Source organism: Thermococcus sp., from assembly GCF_015521605.1.
Lineage (GTDB): Archaea > Methanobacteriota_B > Thermococci > Thermococcales > Thermococcaceae > Thermococcus.
The window spans coordinates 22,570-42,131 of the sequence record NZ_WANV01000022.1; the positions used below are offsets into that span (position 1 = coordinate 22,570).

A 19,562-nucleotide genomic window follows, 5' to 3' on the forward strand; every position below is an offset into this window, starting at 1 on the left:
CCTCACATGAACTCCTTGAGGACCTCCCTCAGCTCGGCCCTAACCCTGGCAATCTCGCGCTTTGGATCGACCTCGTCCCAGCCGAATGCCTTCAGTATGAGGCCCAGGAACTTGTCGTCCACGACGCTCCCCCGGACTATTATCTCCCTGCCGAGCAGGTAGTAGTACTCATACTCCGCCAGCTTTCTCCCTGCTTCCCTCAGCGTCAGACCGCTCTCGACGAGCTCCCTGAGCTTTTCGGCTATCTCATCGGGATCCTTGCCCACCAGCTCGGCGGCTTCGTCCCCAAAGAGGGTTGTCCTTATGTATCCCGTGGAGTCGTCAAGGCCGAAGTCGATTATCGTTATCTTCACCGGCTGAACCTCTCCGTGCTCCGGGCATATCCAGGCGTTCGTTGCGGGGTCGTAGTCAACTTTTCTCCTGCACTGGGGGCAGGCGTCGTAAACTGTGACGCGGTAGAGCCTCGCAATCGTTCCACGAACTTCAACGAAGCGCTCCCCGCCCATCAGCTCGCCGATCTTCCTCCTCTGGTAGTTGTAGCTTCTGACTTCCTCTATTGGTGGGATTTCCTCCACGCGCGGGTCTTCTGGGTTGAGAATTATCCTCGTTCTGAAGTTGGCGTGGAGCTCGACTCCACTTCTGCCCTCTCTGACGCTGGGGTCTATGATCTTGATGACATCTCCCGGGTTGAGCTCGTTGTAGTACTTGGTTACGAGGCCGTCCCACAGAACAAGCCTCGTCTTTCCGGTGGCGTCGTAGATTATTACGTTGGCCACCTGTCCGGTGGAGCCGTCCCTCTTCTGGTACTCCCTGGGTGGGTATTTCCTCAGAACCCTCACAACAACGTTGACCCCGGTCATCCCGGGAACGAGGTCGGCTATGTGAAGAAGCTCCTCCTTGCCCTCAAGATTCACGCCGAGCTCCTCTGCAAGCATGAGCGCGGCGGCGTGTTCAGAGATTCCCTCGCGTGAGGCTATCTCGGATATCCTTTTCTCGATTTCATCTCTTGAGAGGCCTTTCTGCCCCTCGATCATCTCGATAATCTGCTCCTTTGTCAGCACTCCCATAACACTCACCTTAATGGTAATGATAGCTCGGACTATTTAAACCTTTCTCCAAACTCTCTCCGGAGGCCGAGTTTTCAGAAAAGAGGCGTAATTTCATCTCTTGAGGGGAAATGAGGTGGCTGAGGGTCAGGAGATTACTCCTCGCCTTCCGCAGCGACCTCTCCCTCCGGCTCGGCTGGACCCTCCGCCTCCCCTCCCCTGCCGTCGAGCTTGGCTATCAGGTCGCTGTACTCCGCGTGGACGACCTTTCTAAAGGCTTCCTTTATAATGTTGGGGTCGTTCTCGGGGAAGCCGTAGAGTTCGGCGAACTTTGGTGTCGTCCCAAGAAGCTTCGTCCTCTCGTAGGGTTCGGCATAGATAAGGCCCATTTCAAGGAGTTTTCTTATGTGTTCGTATGCCTGGCTGCCCCTGAGCTTCACCACCTTGCTCTGTTCTATCGGCTGGAGGTAGGCTATCAGTGCGAGGGTCTTCAGCTCGCCGGTTCTAAGGTCTGGTCTTGGCATGAGGTGGACGACGCGCTGGCTGTATTCCTGCTTTACCTGCATGACGTACTTATCCCCCAGAACCTTCACAACCTCTATCGCGCTCTTTCTCTCCGCGTACTCGGCTGCTATAAGCTCTATCAGCTTCTCAAGGTAGTCCAGAGACCTTATTCCCAGTGCCCTTGAAAGCTCCTTCACACTGAGCGGCCTCCCAGAAACGAAAAGGGCCGCTTCAACAAGGGCTTTGTCCTCAAGGAGTCCCATTATTACCACCACATTGAAAATTAGGGCCCTCTCTTATAGGGTTTACCCTCCCATGAGAACGCGCCGGATCGTCAGGTAGTCCTTCCTGTCCAGCGCGTTTTCATCGGCGACGACGATTAGCCGGCCGTCCCTCAGTATGACAAGGTCCCTGAGGGTTCCGAGGAACTTCGTAACCGCCGTTATCCCGTTGTGGACTATCAGATACTCGATTCCGTCTATCACCACGACCCCAGTAATGCCCTGCATCTCGGCCTCTCTGAGGTACCTCCCCGACAGTTCGAGCACCCGTGGAAGGCTCGTTGGGGGGATCGTGTCTTTTCCGGGCAGGCTGGTCAGGAAGTACGCCTTCCACTTGTCCGGGGCGCTGAGTTCCCGTATAAACGCCAAAACGGGATAGCCGTTTAATTCTTCCTTGACCCTATGGTAATCCTTACTGGTGACCAGCTCGATGCCTGGTTTGACGGATATCGCCGTCCCTCCCTTCAGGTGGGTAAACCCGCTGGACAGAACCATCTTCGCCATGAAGTACGCCGAGAGGACCGTTAGAACAGCCCCGAGGGTGAACCCGATGGGTGCAAACCATGCCACGTCCCTGAGGAACGCGTAGTCCATCTTGTGGAGTCCCAGCAGGCAGAGGGTGAACGCTGCCCTCCTGGCGTTCGTGAACTCTTCGCTTATGGTCGTGAGAATCATGATGCCCGAGAGAGCGATGAAAAACGCAGCAACCCCGTAAGGTATTCCGACAACAGAATCCCAGTCGTTTCCAAGGAGTATCCCGTACATGGCCGCAACGAGGGGTGGTGCGGCCCATAGCATGGAGTACCTGATATTCTTTCCAATCTCCTCCGAGAGGAAAGTCAGCGACCCCAGGAAGAGCATGGACGAAAAAGTGGCCTCCGTCAGGGAAATGAGCTGGAGTACGCCCAGTGCATCGGAGAGTATGCTCATAGCCGCAACGAGCCATGCGAACGCCCATATGAGTGCGGACCTTCTTCGGGATTTTAGGTAGACAGTGAAGAGTACCGCCGAGACAACAAGTTTGGCGGAGAGGCTGGAGAACTGGCCCAGCATGAGCAGTGTGGTGTTCATCTTGACCCTCCCAGTGCGTCCAGCTGTTAATTTATGTTCTGCTCATATAAAAAGCTTTGGCTACTGTGTGGGAACTTTGGGGTTGATGTGGACTGTCCAGCGACCGTAATCTTTATAAACCCAACCCGAAAGGTTAACAGCGGTACGGCGGTCATAGCGGCGGGGTCACACCCGGTCTCGTTTCGACCCCGGAAGTTAAGCCCGCCAGCGATCCCGGTTGTACTGCCCTCCGGGAGGGGGCGGGAAGCCGGGGACGCCGCCGGCCACTCAAACGCCCGGGTGGTGTAGCCAGGCCCATCATACGGGACTGTCACTCCCGTGACTCGGGTTCAAATCCCGACCCGGGCGCCATTCTAACAACCCTTTGCTTCGCAAAGCGTTGACGGAAAGATCGTGTGCCTTTTGAAAAACTCAAATCCTCAGGGGGTTTACTCATTAACTGCCATTTCTCGAACGTTTGCCATCCTCAAGGCGCCCTTCGGGCGCCAGAATAAAACGCAAACCTGTTTGGGGGAGTCTTTTAGAAGTAAACCCACACTTCAGTAGAGTTCTGAAACGTGCACACCAGTGCTATCCACTTATCTAAGAGAAAGAGATTCTTTTGGTCAAGCTTTTCCAAAAAGCTTGTTAGCGAAGTTTGATCAAGTGGTTCTTTTTAGTGATACCAAAGTCCAAATGGATTCCTTTTTACAAGCTGTTTTGGATTTGAATTCCCCTCATTATTGCCCTCTCAAGGAGTTCCTCTCTTCCGTGACGCCCGAAGGGCGTCGATTTGACAGCAAACTCCCTACAAGAGAGGGTGTCTTAACGGATTCCAACACTCTGGAGGTTAAATTTCACAGAAATCCCACTTTAGAAGCGAGCTTTAAGAAGGAGCTACCAACTTTGGTCAAACTTTTACGGGGCAAAAGTTTGTTTTCTGGCGGGCCGGACGGGATTCGAACCCGCGGCCACGGGGTTAAAAGCCCCGCGCTCTAACCAGGCTGAGCTACCGGCCCACGCCCGATGGGATAACGGCGGGGAGATTTTATAAGCTTTGCCCCGTGCGAAAACTACTTAAACATTTTTGGCCAACCTAACGGCAGGTGAGGGCGTTGGAGATAAGCAAGAGGGAAGAGGAATATCTTGAGACGATGTACATCCTCCACAAGAACAAGGGCGTGATAAGGGTCAAGGACATAGCCAAAATGATGAGGGTCAAGCCTCCAAGCGTTGTAGATGCACTCAAGAAGCTCAACGAAAAGGGGCTGGTTGAATACGAGAAGTACGACAGGATTCTGCTGACTTCGGAGGGCAGGAAGGTCGCCGAGAGGACCTACTCGAAGCACCTACTCCTCACGAAGTTCTTCATAGACATCCTCGGGATTCCCCCGGAGATAGCCGAGAGGGATGCCTGCCAGTTCGAGCACTACGTCAGTGAGATAACCGTGAAGCGGATACGGGAGTTTGCGCAGTTTATTCAGGATGAGTGCCCCTACGTGCTGAAGCAGTTCATCAAGGAGAAACTGGCCGAGAACGCGGAATCGGAGTGATTTCTCCGTCCATAAGTTTTTGCTCTTCTGAATAAGGTAAAAGGGGGTTTAGAAGACCCCTCCGAGGTAGGCGAAGTAGGCCACGAATATTATTGCCAGTATGTACATGAGCGGGTGGAGTTCCCTTCCGCGGCCGCTGAAGAGCTTCAGCAGCGTGTAGCTGATGAAACCGGCACCGATTCCGTCGGCTATCGAGTAGGTGTAGGGTATCGTTATGAGGACGAGGAAAGCCGGAATAGCTTCGGTGTGGTCGGTGAAGTCAACTTCCTTGATGGCGCTGAGCATGTAGTAACCGACTATGACGAGGGCCGGCGCCGTTGCGAAGGCAGGTATTGACTGGGCGAGAGGTGCTATGAAGAGGCCGATGCCGAGGAAGAGCAGGCCCGTAACGAGTGCGGTCATTCCGGTTCTACCGCCCTCCTCTATTCCGGCCGCGCTCTCGATGTAGGTCGTGACTGTGGACGTTCCGAGGACTGCCCCGACGGTAGTTCCTACCGCGTCCGTGAGGAGCACCTTCTCGGCGTCTGGGACTTTCCCGTCCCTGGTCAGGAAGCCGGCCTTGGCGCTCAGTCCGGTAACGGTTCCCAGAGTGTCGAAGAAGTCCACCATGAAGAAGGCGAAGACCACTCCTATCGCCCCGACGTTGAGCAGTCCTTGGAGGTCCATCTGCATGAATGTGTAGCTTATGGTTGGCGTTGAGAATAGGTGGTCGGGCCAGGGGGCGGCGCCCGTGATCCAGCCGATAATGCTGGTGGTTATGATCGATATCAGCAGCGCTCCTTTGATGCGGAGGGATATGAGAACTCCCGCAAGGAAGAGCCCGAAAAAGAACAGGATTATCTCCTTGCTGGCCAGGGCGGAGGTGTTGAGACCGGTGAACTTGAGAACCCCCGTGTCCGTGACGAAGGCCGTGAGAAGACCAACGTCGTTGAGGCCTATGAAGGTCAGGAAGAGTCCTATTCCAGCCCCGACGGCATACTTCTGGCTGAGCGGTATCGCGTGGATTATCGCGCTCCTGACCTTGGTGACGCTGAGGACTATGAATATCAAACCTTCAACGAAGACCGCCGCGAGGGCAACGCGCCAGTCGTAGCCCATGCCGATGACCACGCTGTAGGCGAAGTAGGCGTTCAGTCCCATTCCCGGGGCAAGGGCGAAGGGCTTCTTGGCGTAGAGGCCCATGAGAATAGTCGCAAAGCCCGCGGCAAGGGCAGTGACTGCCACGAGTGAATTGAAGGCCTCCTTCCCCATGGCATCGCTGAGTATCGCCGGGTTTACGAATAGGATGTAGGCCATGGTCATGAAGGTCGTCATTCCGGCGAGAACCTCGGTCTTCATGTCCGTCCCATGCCTCTCAAACTCGAAGTAGTTCTCAAACCATCCCATGAGCTTCACCCCTTGAGTTGACTGATTTTTGCTAATAACTTAGTTTTTTAAAGGTTTTTTTGACAAAAAGATGTTAAAACATAGGGGAGGGGATAATGTGCGGGCAATCTGAAGAACGGGAAGGCAAAGGGCCGGAATCCTGGCCATAGACTGCGGTGAACTTTCAAGCACGATTCCTAGCCGGGGTGCAGGTCGTGTTCAGCCCTGCAGGGCTTGGTGAGTTATAGCGTTGATTTAAACCACACTTCACTTTGCTTCGAGCACCGAGAAGCTCCTCACCTCGATGCCAACGCGCTCCGGCATTCCTTCCACGCTGAAGGGCAGCTCATCGAGGAAGCGCTCGGCGAGGATTACTTTGCCCTCAATCCCGAGCCTCAGCCGTATCCTTCCGGGGAGGAGCTCGTAGTCGAGAACCTCCGCGGTGTCGCCGGGTTTTATGTGAACACTCTCGGGCCGGAAGAAGACCCTCACCCTCCCCTCCCTTCCGACGTCAAAGCACAGCCCCCCGAGGCAGGCCCTACCGTTCTCGGCTTTAAGCTCCAGTATGTTGCTCAAACCCAGAAAGCGCGCCACGAACTCGGTCTTTGGGCGGTAGTAGAGCTCCAGAGGTTTCCCCACCTGCTCAACGTGACCGACGTTCATCACCGCTATCCTGTCGCTTATCGCCATCGCCTCCTCCTGGTCGTGGGTGACGTATATCGTCGTTATTCCCAGCTCGCGCTGTATTCTCTTTATCTCCCCCCTCAGCCGTTCCCTTATCTTGGCGTCGAGGTTGCTGAGGGGTTCGTCCAGGAGCAGGACGTCAGGCTCAACGACCAGGGCCCTCGCGAGGGCTACGCGCTGCTGCTGGCCGCCGCTCAGCTGTTCCGGGTAGCGGTTTTCGAGGCCCTCAAGACCGACCAGCTCAAGCGCCCACTTCACCCTTCTCTCTATCTCCCCCCTTGGAAGACCCTTCATCTCAAGGCCGAAGGCGATGTTCTTGAAGACCGTCATGTGTGGAAACAGCGCGTAGTCCTGAAAGACTATGCCTATCCCGCGCTCGTAGGGCGGCAAATCGTTCACCTGCCTTCCGTTGAAGAGTATCTCACCCCTCTCCGGCTTTTCAAAGCCCGCTATCATCCTGAGCGTTGTGGTCTTTCCGCAGCCGCTCGGACCGAGGAGTGTGAGAAACTCGCCGTCCTTGACGTCTAGCTCACTTATCTCAAGCCGAAAATCCTCCCACTCTTTGAGGACTCCCTTCAGTTCCACCCTCACCATACCTCCTCACCCACCCTCTCGATTACCAGGAAGCTCAGAGTTGAGACAGCCATAAGGAGAACGGCCAGAGCGGAGGCCGAGCCGAACTGTCTCGCCCCGAGGAACTTGTATATAGCCACAGTCATCGTGGTGTACTCCGGTTTGGCCAGCATGTAGGTCGCCCCCAGCTCCGCTATGCTTATGGCGAAGGCGAATATCGCGCCGACGATGACCCCTCCCAGAGCCAGCGGGAGCTCCACCCTCAGGAATGCCCTCCACTCCTTGGCTCCCAGGCTCAGCGCCGCCTCCCAGAGGTTTGGCCTTATCTTCTTCAGGGAGGTGGAAACGGAGCGGAGCACGAAGGGGTATGCTATGACGGTGTGGGCGGCTATGATTATCCAGGCGGTGAAGTACAGGGGCGTGGTGTGGAAGACCCTTATGTAGCCCAGACCGAGGGTTATGGCAGAGCTGGCCAGCGGAAGCATCACCAGGACATCGAAGAGCCTTTTGCCTTTGAAGTTCCAGCGGTGGAGGGCGTAGGCTATGGGGAGTGCCACGAGAACCGAGAGGAATATCGTTGCCAGACCGAAGGTGAGTGAGTTCCTGACGGCGTCGAGCGTTGTTGCCCCGAACATCGGGTTGTACTCCGTCGAGAATATTCTCCTGTACCATTCGAGGCTCCAGGCATCGTTGAAGCGCAGGGAGTCGTAGATGACCGCCAAGAGGGGAGAAACTATGAAAAAGAAGACAATCAGGGAGTATATCCCAACGAGCAGTCCCTTGAGGCTCAGCCAGTCGCGCCTCGTGAAGGGGCGGGGCTTTCTAAACACGCGCTGCTCCTCGCGCTTGGCGTAGGCGTCGAGCGCCCTCAGGTAGAGATACATAAAGCCCATGCTGAGGAGTATCTGGATTATGGCAAGAGCCGAGCCGGTCTTGAAGTCGAGGAGCACCATTATCGAGGTGAAGATGTCCACCTCTATCGTGGCGTACTGGTAGCCGCCGATTATGAGGGGAATAGAGAAGCTCAGGAAGCAGAACACGAAGGTGAGCATTGCAGAGGCAAAAATCGCCGGGGATATCATCGGCAGCGTGACCTTGCGGAAGAGCGTCCAGCCCCTCGCCCCCAGGGCCATCGCGGCCTCCTCGTAGTGGGGATTCACACGCTGCCACAGCGACGAGACCATGCGTATGACTATCGGAAAGTTGTAGAACGCGTGTGCCAGAAGGATGCCCTTCCAGGAGTAGATTATGCCCAGATCGCGACCGAGGAGGCCGGTTATTAAGCCGCTCTTTCCGAAGAGGAGTATGTAGCCCAACGCGACCATCACGCTGGGCATCACGAACGGGACTGTCAAAACCGCCTTTATGGTGCCCTTCCCCGGAAAGTCGTACTTGGCGAATATGTACGCGCCGGGAAGGCCGAGTGCCAGGGTAAGGAGGGTTGAAGCTATTGCCTGTCCTATCGTGAAGAGGATGACGCGTCTGTGGTAGTCGTTGGCCAGAACCGCTGAGATGTGTTTGAGTGTGAAGCCGTTTTCCCAGAGACCGGTTTTTAGAATACTGACTAACGGGACGTAGAAGAAGATGACCAGGAATATGAGCGGAATGAGCAGGAAGAGCTTCGAAGGCCCCATCCTCATGGGCAAAATTCGGTTTTGGGGGTTTATAAGTGTTGATTAACAATAAAACCTTCCCAAACACGAAGTAAATATAGTTATCAACGCCCATAACTCACTTCCTTGCTGTAATCTGCACCTTGAGAATTTCCTCTGCCTTTTTGAGTAGCTTCTCATCCTCCATCCGCTTAGAGATTGGGGCAAGAGTTGTTAACGTAAGGAGCCCGCTTAGTTCCGTTAAGTCGTCAGCGTCTCATTCTTCCGGATTCCTCTTTTTGAAGGTATAAAGACTATCCCCCAAGTCTAAGAGTTCTTTCTCCACAATAGTAACGCTAGAGGGAAGGACTTCGAGCTTTCCCGTTTTATGGTCTCAACTAGGCCACTCGTAGAAGAGTAACTGGTTGTTCTCTTCAAAGCCTGCCTTTCTGAGGTCGTTGTCGTCCGTGTAGCCACAGATGAGAACCGTCCCAGCCCTCATCAGCTTTCTAAGGAACTTCATAAGTTCGGAGCTCAGGACGAACAGCCACCTGCTGGTGGAGACTCCAGTATAGAGGAGCATCATGTTCTCCTTTGAGTATGTCTCGACCTCGAACCAGTCAACAGTGCTCTGCTTAGTGGTTTTTAATTCGTAGTGCAGTTGTATTTGAACTCGTGAGAGAGCTTTATCAAGCACTTCCTCCCAGGGCTTATCAAACACGGCAAGTGTATAATACGTAGTCCCCATTACCACCCCCTCCCTGAGTGTAGGAGATTAATCTCCCATGCATTTGAGTCGGGAATAATCCCCTGAGGTGTGGGCGTTAAATATTTCTCTTACCATCTCCTGCCACCTGTTGCTCTGCACTCTCTTGGCATTCTCTAGCGGTAGTTTAACCGGTATTACTAAGTCCCACGCCATTTCCCAGGGCTCCATTAGAGACTCCTTAACGTCCTCCGGGTCATCGAAGTCCACAATCCCGAAGAACCAAATAACAGCATAGCCATCCAACCCTCCTACGAACAGGAACCCCATCTCACCAGGGCGCCAGGGGATCGGAACCTCATACAAGCCCTCCCCCAGCGTCATGAATTCCTTCTTCACTACTGTGAGGGCTGAGGGTAGGGTTTCGAGCTTTCCTGTTTTAATTGCCTCTGGAAGCCAGTTTATGAACAGATACGACATGTTGTGTTCGAAGCCGAGTCCCGTCAGTTCTACATCGTCTCGGTAACCGCATATTAAGAGGGGTTCCTCCTTCATGAACTGTTTTAAGAGCCTGATGACTTCCGAGCTGAGGACGAACCCCCACCTACTTCTTAGAACTGGATGAATTTCGAGGATTGTGTGGCCATTGACGGTATAAATCCAGAAGTCTGCATTGATTATAGCCCCCCATTCCGTAGTCCTCAGCGGTGGGTCAAAGAGCAGTTCGCCTGAAGTGATTAACTGAAAATCCTCTCCTAAGAGGCCCTTTTCCCTGAGGTAGTCCATTCGAGGATCACCGAACTCCTCATCTCGAACCTCAACTTCAAACTCCTTTTTAAGGAAGTCTTTAATCTCTTCCGGCTTTCCATCAAACACGAAGTAAATGTAGTTATCAACACCCATGTCCTCACCTCCTTGCTGTAGTTTGGAGAAAAACAAAAAAAGTTAGTTGAAGTTTGACCCGAGATAAACCAAGCTTATATCAACGTTGTATTTTGAACTGATCTCCCTAAACTTCCAGAGGGTGTAAGTAGGTGGATATGACGGACCCTTTGCATAATAAATTTTTATTGTCATTACCCCGTGGTTCTTGGCATATTCGGCCTGTTTTGCTATTTGTCCAAAATCTATCTCATCAAAACTCCTCTTGCACTCGATGTAGACTGCTTTCCCGTTCTTTTCGGCGATTATGTCAATCTCAGTTTTTCCGACTGAGGTTATCGCGTCCTTCTCTACCTCCTTTATCCTCCACCCGCTCCTCTTGAGGTGACTGACGACCTCTGCCTCATAAAGATGCCCACCTAACTTTTTTATTCTTCCTTCTTTATAATCTCTCAGCTCTGCATTGATTCTCTTAATTAGTTTGCTCCCTCCTTTTTTAACGCTTTTTGCGTCGCTGAGTATTCTTTCAAACTTTTTAACGTCCCAGCCCCTGTCAATGATTAGTCTCCGGGCTTTTGCGCTGGTTATCCCCAGGCTTTGGATTCGCTTGAGGCTATTAACAACATCATCGAAGTTCTTACTCTTCTTTACGACGTATTTCTCCGCGATTTCCTTGATGTACTTCTCGCCGAGGGCGCTCTTTACCCACTTGGCACTGCTGGCACTTACATCGGTAATCTTTCTGACGACTTTGGTATGCCACCAGTCCTTTTTAACTACTACAATGGCATACTTTGTAATTTCATCTCCGTGCTTGGCCAGGACTTTGATGCCGAGTTTGAGACCATCTCCGGGGTCCGGGATTAAGAGTGAGACCGCATCATAAACCATTGCCGCTTCTGGAGAAACGTATTTCTCAAGCGCCCAGCTGAGGAGCAAATCCAGCAGAATCATCCCGACAAAGATGAGTATTGGGCCTACTTGCGGCTGTACCTCGTCTCCGGGTTTTCCCTCTGGGTTGAATCCTGACGGAAGCTTCACTGTGCTGTTGGTGGGTAGATTGACGAGGTTCGCAGTCGCACTAGCTCCACTAACTGTCATTCCAAGGAAAAGTACAATCAAGACAAAGGTAGCAAACCTACGCCAGCCCATGGAATCACCGTATTGGACGCACGTTTATACATTTTAAACTTTTCTTCGTAATAACCGAATTATACCACTACAAACTTTGATAAGTAGTAATTGGAAGCAGAAAATATTCGGTGGATTTTTAATCCAGCATGAAAATTGCCTCCAAAACCCTAAAAGCCAGAGGGCGTAGGGGGGTTGGTGATACCATGAAGGCTCCTGAACTTGGGATAAAAATCGGCCGCTATGCCCGCGGAAAGAGGAACTCCATCGCTGACCTGGGGGTCAAGGTCGGCCACTCAACGATAATCGAGGGGGAAGACATCAGAACAGGGGTTACCGTTCTCCTGCCACCGGTAAAAAATCCCTACGAGGAGAGACTTTTCTCAGCCACCTTCGTCATGAACGGCTTCTCCAAGCCGATAGGCTTTACCCAAGTCGAGGAGCTGGGTTACATTGAGACGCCCGTGGCCCTGACCAGCACCCTAAGCGGTTACACCGTGGCGGATGCCCTTATAGACCTCTGGGCCGAGCAGAACCCCTCGGCCATCTCCGTTAATCCCCTCGTCATGGAGTGCAACGACGGCTACCTGAATGACATCAAGAGATGCGCCGTGAGGAAGGAGCACGTCTTCGAGGCGGTCAAGAAGGCTTCGCTTGATTTCGAAGAGGGCTCCGTTGGCGCCGGAACAGGGATGAGCGCCTTCGAGTTCAAGGGTGGGATAGGCTCGTCATCGAGGGTTGTTGAGATAGGGGGTGAGGAATACACCGTTGCCTCTCTGGTTCTCAGCAATTTCGGCAAGAGGGAGGACCTAACCATTGCCGGGGTTCCCGTTGGTCACGAGCTGAGGGACTATCCGGGGCGGGGTCTTTCCCTCGGCGGGAGCATATCCATAGTGGTCGCGACAGATGCCCCACTGACGTCCCGCCAGCTGGGGAGGCTCGCAAAGAGGGCGGTTGTGGGCCTTGCCAGAACCGGCGGCTACGCGTACAACGGCAGCGGCGACATCGTTCTGGCATTCTCGACGGCACAGACGGTCCCACGGGGGAAGGAAGTGCACTCAATAGGTTTCCTCTCCGACGATGCCCTGAACAGGCTCTTCGTTGGGACGGCCGAGGCCACCGAGGAGGCGATAATAAACTCTCTCCTCCAGGCGAAGACGATGAAGGGGAGAAACGGACATGTGAGGTACGCCCTTCCGGTTGATAGGCTCGTGGAAATCATGGAGAGATACGGGAGGGTTGAGAAGGCCTAAACCCGTATCTCCTCGTATTTCTTTTTCATCAGGATTGCGTCTCCCTCGATGTTCGGGCTCTCGCTTATGACCACGCCCCTGACCCTGAACTCCTTTAGAACCCTGAGGAGGTCTTCCCAGTTCATGTCGCTCTCCTGAAGGTTCAGGTGGTTCCTTTCGCCCTTCGATGTGTAGTTTATGCCGCTTATGTGGATGTGCATGTTGTCTAGGGCCTCCCTGCCGAGCCTGTCCTCCATAAAGCTCAGCATTTCGCGCCACTCCTCCGCCGTGTTGAACTTCCCCACGTTCCTGGCGTGGCAGTGGGCGAAGTCTATCGTTGGCAGAACCATCTCAATCTCTTCGCTGAGCTTCACGAGCTCCCTAAGGTCTCCGAACTGGGTGGGCTTGCCGGTAAGCTCGGGTCTTACCCAGACCTCGATGCCCCGATCCTGAAGGTTCTTTACGATGTCCTTAATCTCCCCCCGTATTTTCTCGTAAACCTTGCCGGGGTCCTGCTTGAGGTAGTAGCCGGCGTGGAAGACTACGCTCCAGCCTCCGGCCTGGTGGAGTCTCTCCGCACTCTGGATTATCCTCTTCTTGCTGGCCTCGACCTTGGCTTTCTCCGCAGCGTTGAGGTTGATGTAGTACGGAGCATGGGCGGTCAGCAGAATATCGTGCTTTCTGGCGACGTATTTTATCTTCTTCGCCAGCTCCGGCTTGAGGTTGACTCCCCGGACGAACTCAAGCTCCATGGCATCGAGGCCGAGGTTTCTCACATGGACTATCCCGTCCAGCGTTGAGCGCTTTGGAGTTGAGATGGGTATTCCAGCCGTTCCGAAGCGCAGTCTGTCAACTTTAAACATGCTCACCACCCGAAAGAATTAGGGAAGCCTAATTCATAAACCTATCGCTCAACCTTCTGCCCGAGTATCTCCTCAAGTTTCGCGAGGCCGTCCTTCAGCTCCTTTTCAAGGTGCTCCAGCTGGCGTCTGAGCTTTCGTATCTCCGCCTCCCTTTCTTCGATGAGGCGCTTAAGCTCCCACATCTCCTTCTTTTTGGCTTCTCCTCGGGCTATGATTTCGTCTCTTTTCTTCTCAAGCTCTGAGAGCCTTTCTTTATCCCGTCTGATAGCCTCGGACTTCTCCTTGAGGTTCTCTACCAGCCACTGGGCGGTTTTTTTGTACTTGCCCTCCAGCCTCGGGTATATCCTCTGGAGCAGGGATATGAGTTCGTCTGGCTTTCTGAGGGCAACCCCGCTGTCCTTTATTAGCTCGTCGGCTATCGGCTCGTGGAGGCGCATCCTCTTTATGGGCTTCTGGAGCTTTGACGCCTTTGAGCGAACCTCCATCTCGGCACTCCGGAGCGATGAAGAAAGGCTCTTTATGTCCTCTTCAAGCTCCCGAAGCCCGTGTCTGCTGTAGAGCTCATTAAGTTCTTCTCTCTTTGCTTCTAGTTTCCTTTCAAGCTCCTGCTTTTCCCGTTCAATTTGCTGTATGTGTTCCCGGGTTTCCTCCTCTTCCCGGAGGATTTCCTTCAGCCTGAGGTCTGGCAGGCCCTTTTTGCTCAACTCGTTGTAGTAGCTCACGTAATCCTCGTTCAGCTCCTTCAGCAGTCGGTTTATGGCATAAACGTCCTTTTCGAATATTATCAGGAGGTACTTCCCGTGCCCCACGTGGAGCTTGGCCAGATCTGGAAGGCGCTTTCCTAGCTCGTCCATGTCATCTATACTGCTCAGCGCGTTCCTCAGCGCGGTGACGTAGTTCTTCTTTTCCGCCGTGACTATTTTTCTGATATTATCGTCGACCTTTTTGGGAACCTCTTTTTTCTCCAGCGCGTCTATTTTCTTCAGAACCTCCCGTATTTTCTTTTCCAGGCGTTTGTTGTACTTCTTCCTTATCTTCTCGACCTCTTTTTCGGCCCTCTTTCTCTTTTTCTCATACTCTTCAAGCGCTTGCTCCAGCTTCAACTCTCTCCCATCCCCTAACTTTTCCTCTCATGTATATCCCAACCAGAATCGCCACGGCAACGTCGGCGATAGCTATGAGGAGCTTTGCAAAGACGTCTATGTCGGATATAGTGAGTATGGCCATTGCGTACCTCGTAGTCAGGTCTATCGTTATCCACAGCGCGGGCATCAGGAGCAGGGCCGAGACGTAGTACCAGATGTGGTAGTCCTTCCGGAGGTAGGCCTGTATGGTTTTTCCCATTATCATCACTGATATTCCTATTATCAACGGGGCGCCTATGGCGTTTATGTAGATGAGAGTCGCCAAGAGCGGTGTCCCGGGCCATCCACCTATTATCTCCTTTGCGTACTCTTCAAGCCGGAAGTAGGCGTTTATGGCGCCGCCGCTGATTATGAGGACGCCGGCAACCACCGAGATTATGAATACGAACTGCTTTGCGATGGTCTCCCTGAGGTTGAACCGGAAGCCCTTGGTAAAGAAGTACCCGCCTATGAGGAGGAGTATTGTCCCAGTTATCGTGGCGGAGACTATCTTGACGCTGTCCGGATACCAGACCCCTATCAGCCTTGCGATACCATAGAGCAGGAGTATCATTCCCGGAATCCCAAGAACTACCTTTGCGACCTCCGGGTCGCTGAGTATCTCCCTCAAGTAGCGGTAGATGATGTAGTACGTCGTTTCTATGCCTTCGCTCTGCTTGACAACTACCCTGTGGGAGCTTATTATGGGGACCTTTGAGGTTATTATTGGAAATATCTGCTCGTCCTCTGCCCCGTCGGTTACGGTGATCACGCCGTCGGCTGGAAACCTCTCAAGAACCAACTCAAGCTGTCTGGCCAGCTCTAGGTCGCTTTTTACTCCCACCTTTGGATGGCCGGTTATGAGGGCCACTTGGACGTCATCAAAATCCCCGCTCTCTTTCAGGCTGTCGTAGAGCTTAACCGCGGCATAAACAACGTTGGCATCGCTGTCCTCTGGATCGGCCAGACTGAGCTTTAGGGCTGCATCAACGCATGCGTCTCTCCCTATGACGGGCCCCTCAACACCCGCCTTTTCTCCGAAGTCGTCATCGCGGTCTATAGCGAGAATCAGGGCCTTAATCTCAACCACCCCTGGCCTTTTCGAGGACTGATTTCACCTTGTCCTCCATATGAACCCGCTTGTCGCGCCTGTCGTCGATTCTTACCGTGGTTGAAACCCTTTCCGCCCCCAGTTTGAACATGAGCTCGTGAGCCTCCTCTATGATCTCGAAAGCCTCCCCTACGGTTGAAACCTCCATTATAGTTGCCATCGGTGTCAATTGGTATTTAACACCTTTCCTCTCTAAAAGCTTTACCACCTCGGCGACGTACCTGCTGAGACTCTTCTCACCGAGGGGCACGATAACGAACTCAACTATCACCATCTTCGACACCCGACTTAACTTTTTTCGGCAATTTTTTAAGCTTTGCGGGAAAGATAAATAACAATCCTCCAATACACAGGTCATGGGTGAGGTGAATGTACAAAATCCGGGATGAGTGGGGAGAGTTCCTCGTCAGGCTCGCGAGAAGAGCCATAGAGGAGTACGTTAAAAACGGCAGGACGATAAAACCGCCCGAGGACACGCCCCCCGAGCTGTGGGAGAAGATGGGCGTTTTTGTGACCATCAACAGGCGTCATGCTCCCCCGCAGATGGCACTCAGGGGATGCATTGGATTTCCACTACCGATCTACCCGCTAGTTGAGGCCACGATAAAGGCGGCGATATACGCCGCCGTCGACGATCCGCGCTTCCCGCCCGTGAGAGAGAGCGAACTGAACGACTTGGTTATTGAAGTGAGCGTCCTGACGCCACCAGAATTAATCGAGGGCCCGCCGGAGGAGAGACCGATGAAGATAAAGGTGGGCAGGGACGGCCTGATAATCGAGAAGGGCATTTACTCAGGCTTACTGCTCCCACAGGTGCCGGTAGAGTGGGGCTGGGACGAGGAGGAGTTTTTGTCCCAGACCTGCTGGAAGGCTGGTCTTCCGCCCGACTGCTGGCTTGATAAGGATACGAGGGTCTACCGCTTCACCGCCGAGATCTTTGAGGAGGAAGAGCCTGGAGGACCCGTCAAACGGAAGCCGCTGTGATCATCTTGGGATTCTTTCGGATAATTGCCAAAATTTCTTGAAAATATTTAAATAGTTGTGGGGCGTACATCAAAATAGGGTGAGGTCAGAGTGGAAAAAAGGCAAGTTCTGGTGGCCCTGGCCCTCCTGCTGGTTTTGGGTAGTGTTGTCTCTCTGGGATACGTTGGGGCCACCTACGGGACGGTCATTACGAGGGATGCGACCAATGCGGCCAAGGCCATCCTAAACTCCAACTTCCAGAATTCGCTGGTCGGTGCTGAGTTCAGGGGGGTTGAGGAGCAGATCCTGGTGACCACGAAGCCGCTTCTCGGCTTTCCGATTGAGGGAGACTCCTATGTGATCCTAAGCTCCGGCGATGCAAGGTACGTCACGCAGGGGAGCACGTATGACGTGGAAAACGTGGGCGGCCTCTCCATACCGGGAGGGCACCCGGTAACCGGGGAAGACATATACGACGTCGCCAGACTTGAGATAACCCTCGAAGTACCCTACGGGGCCAAGGAGCTGTCTTTCCGCTGGAGGATGGTCTCGGACGATTATTCCCCGTACAACGACTTTTTCTACGCTTACGTGGTCTTCCCGGATGGCACCAAAAAGGTCGCCGCCACGATACTCAACGGCACGATTCCCTACATAACCCCAATCGAGCCATATCTGACGTCCATCAACGGACAGGATGGCGTTGTGCTGTGGAGAATGAGCTCGATATACGTGGCCAAGGTTGATGTCTCCCAGTACCAGGGCGAGAAGATAACCCTGGTTCTGGAGGTCGGAGATGAGGGCGACAGCATCGTTGACACGGCGGTTCTGATAGATGACCTCAAGTTCGATGTTCCACCTGCCTATTTCATATACAACCGCATGATGGTCATCGCCCAGGTGTGGACACTGTACTTCTTCAGGCTTCACGACGACTTCGATGGGGTCTACGCCAACGCAAGCGCCGCCGGGGTCGATAACGAGACCCTGGCCCTGGCAAAGGAACTCCACGAGAACGCGACCCGGATGATGATGGAGGCATGGCATACGGACAACCTTGACGACATAAAGCTCCGGGTCTGGGGAGCGATACCAACGTACCCGAGGCTTCACTTGGTGAGGAAGGCGTACGTCATGGAAAGGGATGCGGTTAACATGCTCCTGGATGCCATGAAGGAGCTTGGGGGCGGTTAATCCGCCCTCCTCATCTTTGCAATGAAGAAGCTGTTGCAGTCGTGTCTGTGCGTCCATGCGCGAAAGACCCTATCGCCGATTTCAAGGAAGCCCCCATCACCCCAGCCGAAGGGATAGTCTACCAGTTCAAGCCCGACCCTGTTGACTGCAAAGAGCACGTTCTCCTCGTCCTCATCGATTCTGATCGAGCAGGTCGAGTAGGTCATCTCGCCGCCGTCGCGGAGGTTCTCGTAGGCGTTGCGGAGCATGTTCCTCTGCACGCTGATTATGCGCTTGATCTTCTCCTCTTCAAACCTCCACTTCACCTCGGGGAACTGGCGGTAGGTTCCGGAGCTTGAGCACGGGGCATCGAGGATTATTTTGTCGAATTTGGCCTTGTCCCTGAAGCTCTGGCCGTCGGCGTGGACCAGCCTGACGTTTCTGATTCCCAAAAGCTTCATCTTCTCCTTCATTCTCATTAAGCGGTCGTAGGAATAATCCACCGCAACTATCTCGCCCCGGTTCTCCATCAGCGCCGCCGCGTGGAAGGTCTTTGAGCCAGGGGCGGCGGCCAAGTCAAGAACCCTCTCACCTGGTTCGGGAGCCAAAACATGGGCCACGTAGGCACTCGCCAGGTCCTGAATCACGAACTTCCCCTGCTTGTACCAGTCAAGCCTCGTGACCGGAGTTTTGTATTCGAGCACCTTAAGCACGTCCGGGACGGGAGTCAGGGCGGTTCTAACACCCTTCTCCTCAAGGTAGTCCCTAAGGGAATCAACGTCCGTCTTCAGCGTGTTGGCCCTGACGTAGTAGCGCTGCGGCCTGTTGTTGCTGAGGAGGAGCCTTACCGCCTCGTCGTAGCCGAGGAGGTCGATGGCGTACTCCACGTACCAGCGGGGGTGGGAGAACCTAACTGAGAGCCACTCGATTCTGTCCTTCTCCTTCAACTTCTTCAACGCTTTATCGACGTCGAACTTCTCTATCGAGTGCATCAGAGCGTTTACAAATTTGGCGCGAGAGAAATCAAAGCGCTCCTTGACGACGCGGATTATTGAGTCGGTCGCCACCGCCGGCGGAACCTTCCGGAAGTGTATCTCAAACGTCCCGATGCGGAGGAGGTTAGCGAGGTAGGGGTCTAAGTCTTCAACGGTCGAGCCTTTAAGCACGGAGTTGATTATGAAGTCTATCTTCGCTCTCCACTTCTCTATCTCGAAGACGTAGGCGTGAGCTAAGCCGCGCGCCTTGTCCCTGTCTCTGCCGGACACCTTCTTGAAGACCCTCTCAAGGGCATGCTTCGAAGACAGCTCGCGCTCCTCAACGAGCATCAACGCATCCGCCACCACTTCCTGAAAGCTCACGCGGTAAAACAGCTCCATGCTCGGCTCTTCGATGGGAGGTTTAAAAAGGTGGTGGTGTATAAGCGTGCAACTGATGATGTCTCATGGAGTATAATATGGGGGAAGTAACTCCGAAAAAAGGTATAACACTAGGAACTCATTTTGGCTATTTCCACAACTGGGATTACATCAGACCCACAATGACGGCTTTCAACATGCTCATAAGCATTAAATATACAAACCCTCTTGTCTCAACCACCGTGACTTGGAGTGTTGAGAAAATACTCGGTGATGTGCTGGGGCGGGGTAAGGGGCTTTGGGAAAAGAAAGACGAAAGGGAAATAGTTTACTCTACTAGTGAATATCCTTGGAAATCAACCCCACCGTGGCCA

The 19,562-nt window shown here is 53.5% G+C and carries 19 protein-coding genes, 2 tRNA genes and 1 rRNA gene; 7 read left to right on the top strand and 15 right to left on the bottom strand.

Annotated elements, in window-relative coordinates:
- Positions 1-2 precede the first annotated feature (2 nt).
- The 3 genes from F7C11_RS04620 to F7C11_RS04630 form a co-directional block, all read right to left on the bottom strand.
- On the bottom strand, positions 3-1,067 hold the full coding sequence (locus tag F7C11_RS04620; protein ID WP_297091452.1) for an OB-fold nucleic acid binding domain-containing protein: 1,065 nt from the start codon (positions 1,065-1,067) through the stop codon (positions 3-5).
- Between the two features lie 134 nt (positions 1,068-1,201).
- The gene (gene scpB / locus F7C11_RS04625; protein ID WP_297091454.1) at positions 1,202-1,813 is read right to left on the bottom strand and encodes an SMC-Scp complex subunit ScpB; all 612 of its coding nucleotides are present in this window, start codon (positions 1,811-1,813) and stop codon (positions 1,202-1,204) included.
- A gap of 42 nt (positions 1,814-1,855) precedes the next feature.
- Positions 1,856-2,902 (bottom strand): DUF835 domain-containing protein, encoded by a 1,047-nt coding sequence (locus F7C11_RS04630; protein ID WP_297091421.1) that lies wholly within the window; start codon positions 2,900-2,902, stop codon positions 1,856-1,858.
- Positions 2,903-3,045: 143 nt separating this feature from the next.
- Here F7C11_RS04630 and rrf point away from each other — a divergent pair.
- Positions 3,046-3,167, top strand: a 5S ribosomal RNA gene (gene rrf, locus F7C11_RS04635).
- An 8-nt stretch (positions 3,168-3,175) separates the two neighbouring features.
- Positions 3,176-3,253 (top strand) — tRNA-Asp (locus tag F7C11_RS04640).
- 569 nt (positions 3,254-3,822) lie between these two features.
- Here the strand turns inward: F7C11_RS04640 and F7C11_RS04645 are convergent.
- Positions 3,823-3,900 (bottom strand) — tRNA-Lys (locus tag F7C11_RS04645).
- A 96-nt stretch (positions 3,901-3,996) separates the two neighbouring features.
- Between F7C11_RS04645 and F7C11_RS04650 the strand changes: the two genes are divergently transcribed.
- Complete coding sequence (locus tag F7C11_RS04650) at positions 3,997-4,434, top strand: metal-dependent transcriptional regulator (protein WP_297091456.1); 438 nt, start codon at positions 3,997-3,999, stop codon at positions 4,432-4,434.
- 48 nt (positions 4,435-4,482) lie between these two features.
- Here F7C11_RS04650 and F7C11_RS04655 read toward each other — a convergent pair whose 3' ends face one another.
- From F7C11_RS04655 to F7C11_RS04680, 6 genes are all read right to left on the bottom strand, one after another.
- Positions 4,483-5,820: an NCS2 family permease gene (locus F7C11_RS04655; protein WP_297091423.1), complete on the bottom strand. Its 1,338-nt coding sequence runs from the start codon at positions 5,818-5,820 to the stop codon at positions 4,483-4,485.
- A gap of 246 nt (positions 5,821-6,066) precedes the next feature.
- Positions 6,067-7,077, bottom strand: coding sequence for an ABC transporter ATP-binding protein (locus F7C11_RS04660; protein ID WP_297091425.1), 1,011 nt, complete (start codon positions 7,075-7,077; stop codon positions 6,067-6,069).
- Complete coding sequence (locus F7C11_RS04665; RefSeq protein WP_297091426.1) at positions 7,071-8,696, bottom strand: iron ABC transporter permease; 1,626 nt, start codon at positions 8,694-8,696, stop codon at positions 7,071-7,073. Before F7C11_RS04665 ends, F7C11_RS04660 begins: the two co-directional genes overlap by 7 nt.
- 346 nt (positions 8,697-9,042) lie before the next feature.
- On the bottom strand, positions 9,043-9,402 hold the full coding sequence (locus F7C11_RS04670) for a hypothetical protein (RefSeq protein WP_297091428.1): 360 nt from the start codon (positions 9,400-9,402) through the stop codon (positions 9,043-9,045).
- Between the two features lie 21 nt (positions 9,403-9,423).
- A complete protein-coding gene (locus tag F7C11_RS04675) occupies positions 9,424-10,257 on the bottom strand; it encodes a hypothetical protein (RefSeq protein ID WP_297091430.1) in 834 nt (277 codons plus the stop codon).
- Positions 10,258-10,299: 42 nt separating this feature from the next.
- The gene (locus F7C11_RS04680; RefSeq protein WP_297091432.1) at positions 10,300-11,388 is read right to left on the bottom strand and encodes a hypothetical protein; all 1,089 of its coding nucleotides are present in this window, start codon (positions 11,386-11,388) and stop codon (positions 10,300-10,302) included.
- Positions 11,389-11,573: 185 nt separating this feature from the next.
- Between F7C11_RS04680 and F7C11_RS04685 the strand changes: the two genes are divergently transcribed.
- Positions 11,574-12,620: a P1 family peptidase gene (locus F7C11_RS04685; protein WP_297091434.1), complete on the top strand. Its 1,047-nt coding sequence runs from the start codon at positions 11,574-11,576 to the stop codon at positions 12,618-12,620.
- Here F7C11_RS04685 and F7C11_RS04690 read toward each other — a convergent pair.
- The 4 genes from F7C11_RS04690 to F7C11_RS04705 are packed head-to-tail and all read right to left on the bottom strand — an operon-like array spanning position 12,617 to position 15,971.
- Positions 12,617-13,462, bottom strand: a complete 846-nt coding sequence (locus tag F7C11_RS04690) for a deoxyribonuclease IV (RefSeq protein WP_297091458.1) — start codon at positions 13,460-13,462, stop codon at positions 12,617-12,619. The two genes, F7C11_RS04685 and F7C11_RS04690, sit on opposite strands and share 4 nt — an antisense overlap.
- A 41-nt stretch (positions 13,463-13,503) precedes the next feature.
- Positions 13,504-14,565: a hypothetical protein gene (locus F7C11_RS04695; RefSeq protein ID WP_297091436.1), complete on the bottom strand. Its 1,062-nt coding sequence runs from the start codon at positions 14,563-14,565 to the stop codon at positions 13,504-13,506.
- Positions 14,543-15,676, bottom strand: coding sequence for a DUF373 family protein (locus F7C11_RS04700; RefSeq protein WP_297091438.1), 1,134 nt, complete (start codon positions 15,674-15,676; stop codon positions 14,543-14,545). Before F7C11_RS04700 ends, F7C11_RS04695 begins: the two co-directional genes overlap by 23 nt.
- Positions 15,669-15,971, bottom strand: a complete 303-nt coding sequence (locus F7C11_RS04705; protein WP_297091460.1) for an MTH1187 family thiamine-binding protein — start codon at positions 15,969-15,971, stop codon at positions 15,669-15,671. Before F7C11_RS04705 ends, F7C11_RS04700 begins: the two co-directional genes overlap by 8 nt.
- A gap of 95 nt (positions 15,972-16,066) precedes the next feature.
- On the opposite strand from F7C11_RS04705, the gene F7C11_RS04710 reads away from it, so the two are divergent.
- Both F7C11_RS04710 and F7C11_RS04715 read left to right on the top strand, forming a co-directional pair.
- A complete protein-coding gene (locus F7C11_RS04710) occupies positions 16,067-16,681 on the top strand; it encodes a TIGR00296 family protein (protein ID WP_297091440.1) in 615 nt (204 codons plus the stop codon).
- Positions 16,682-16,771: 90 nt separating this feature from the next.
- Positions 16,772-17,854 carry a hypothetical protein gene (locus F7C11_RS04715; RefSeq protein WP_297091442.1) on the top strand — a complete coding sequence of 361 codons (1,083 nt, stop codon included), beginning with the start codon at positions 16,772-16,774 and terminating at the stop codon, positions 17,852-17,854.
- Here F7C11_RS04715 and F7C11_RS04720 read toward each other — a convergent pair.
- Positions 17,851-19,209, bottom strand: coding sequence for an RsmB/NOP family class I SAM-dependent RNA methyltransferase (locus F7C11_RS04720; RefSeq protein WP_297091444.1), 1,359 nt, complete (start codon positions 19,207-19,209; stop codon positions 17,851-17,853). The two genes, F7C11_RS04715 and F7C11_RS04720, sit on opposite strands and share 4 nt — an antisense overlap.
- Positions 19,210-19,286: 77 nt before the next feature.
- Here F7C11_RS04720 and F7C11_RS04725 point away from each other — a divergent pair.
- Positions 19,287-19,562: hypothetical protein (locus F7C11_RS04725; protein ID WP_297091446.1), on the top strand; the 276-nt coding region annotated here is incomplete at its 3' end.

Coding starts and splice junctions, on each gene's coding strand:
- F7C11_RS04620 (WP_297091452.1), bottom strand. CDS start 1,067: ATGGGAGTGCTGACAAAGGAGCAGATTATCGAGATGATCGAGGGGCAG.
- scpB (WP_297091454.1), bottom strand. CDS start 1,813: ATGGGACTCCTTGAGGACAAAGCCCTTGTTGAAGCGGCCCTTTTCGTT.
- F7C11_RS04630 (WP_297091421.1), bottom strand. CDS start 2,902: ATGAACACCACACTGCTCATGCTGGGCCAGTTCTCCAGCCTCTCCGCC.
- F7C11_RS04655 (WP_297091423.1), bottom strand. CDS start 5,820: ATGGGATGGTTTGAGAACTACTTCGAGTTTGAGAGGCATGGGACGGAC.
- F7C11_RS04660 (WP_297091425.1), bottom strand. CDS start 7,077: ATGGTGAGGGTGGAACTGAAGGGAGTCCTCAAAGAGTGGGAGGATTTT.
- F7C11_RS04665 (WP_297091426.1), bottom strand. CDS start 8,696: ATGAGGATGGGGCCTTCGAAGCTCTTCCTGCTCATTCCGCTCATATTC.
- F7C11_RS04675 (WP_297091430.1), bottom strand. CDS start 10,257: ATGGGTGTTGATAACTACATTTACTTCGTGTTTGATGGAAAGCCGGAA.
- F7C11_RS04680 (WP_297091432.1), bottom strand. CDS start 11,388: ATGGGCTGGCGTAGGTTTGCTACCTTTGTCTTGATTGTACTTTTCCTT.
- F7C11_RS04685 (WP_297091434.1), top strand. CDS start 11,574: ATGAAGGCTCCTGAACTTGGGATAAAAATCGGCCGCTATGCCCGCGGA.
- F7C11_RS04690 (WP_297091458.1), bottom strand. CDS start 13,462: ATGTTTAAAGTTGACAGACTGCGCTTCGGAACGGCTGGAATACCCATC.
- F7C11_RS04705 (WP_297091460.1), bottom strand. CDS start 15,971: ATGGTGATAGTTGAGTTCGTTATCGTGCCCCTCGGTGAGAAGAGTCTC.
- F7C11_RS04710 (WP_297091440.1), top strand. CDS start 16,067: ATGTACAAAATCCGGGATGAGTGGGGAGAGTTCCTCGTCAGGCTCGCG.
- F7C11_RS04720 (WP_297091444.1), bottom strand. CDS start 19,209: ATGGAGCTGTTTTACCGCGTGAGCTTTCAGGAAGTGGTGGCGGATGCG.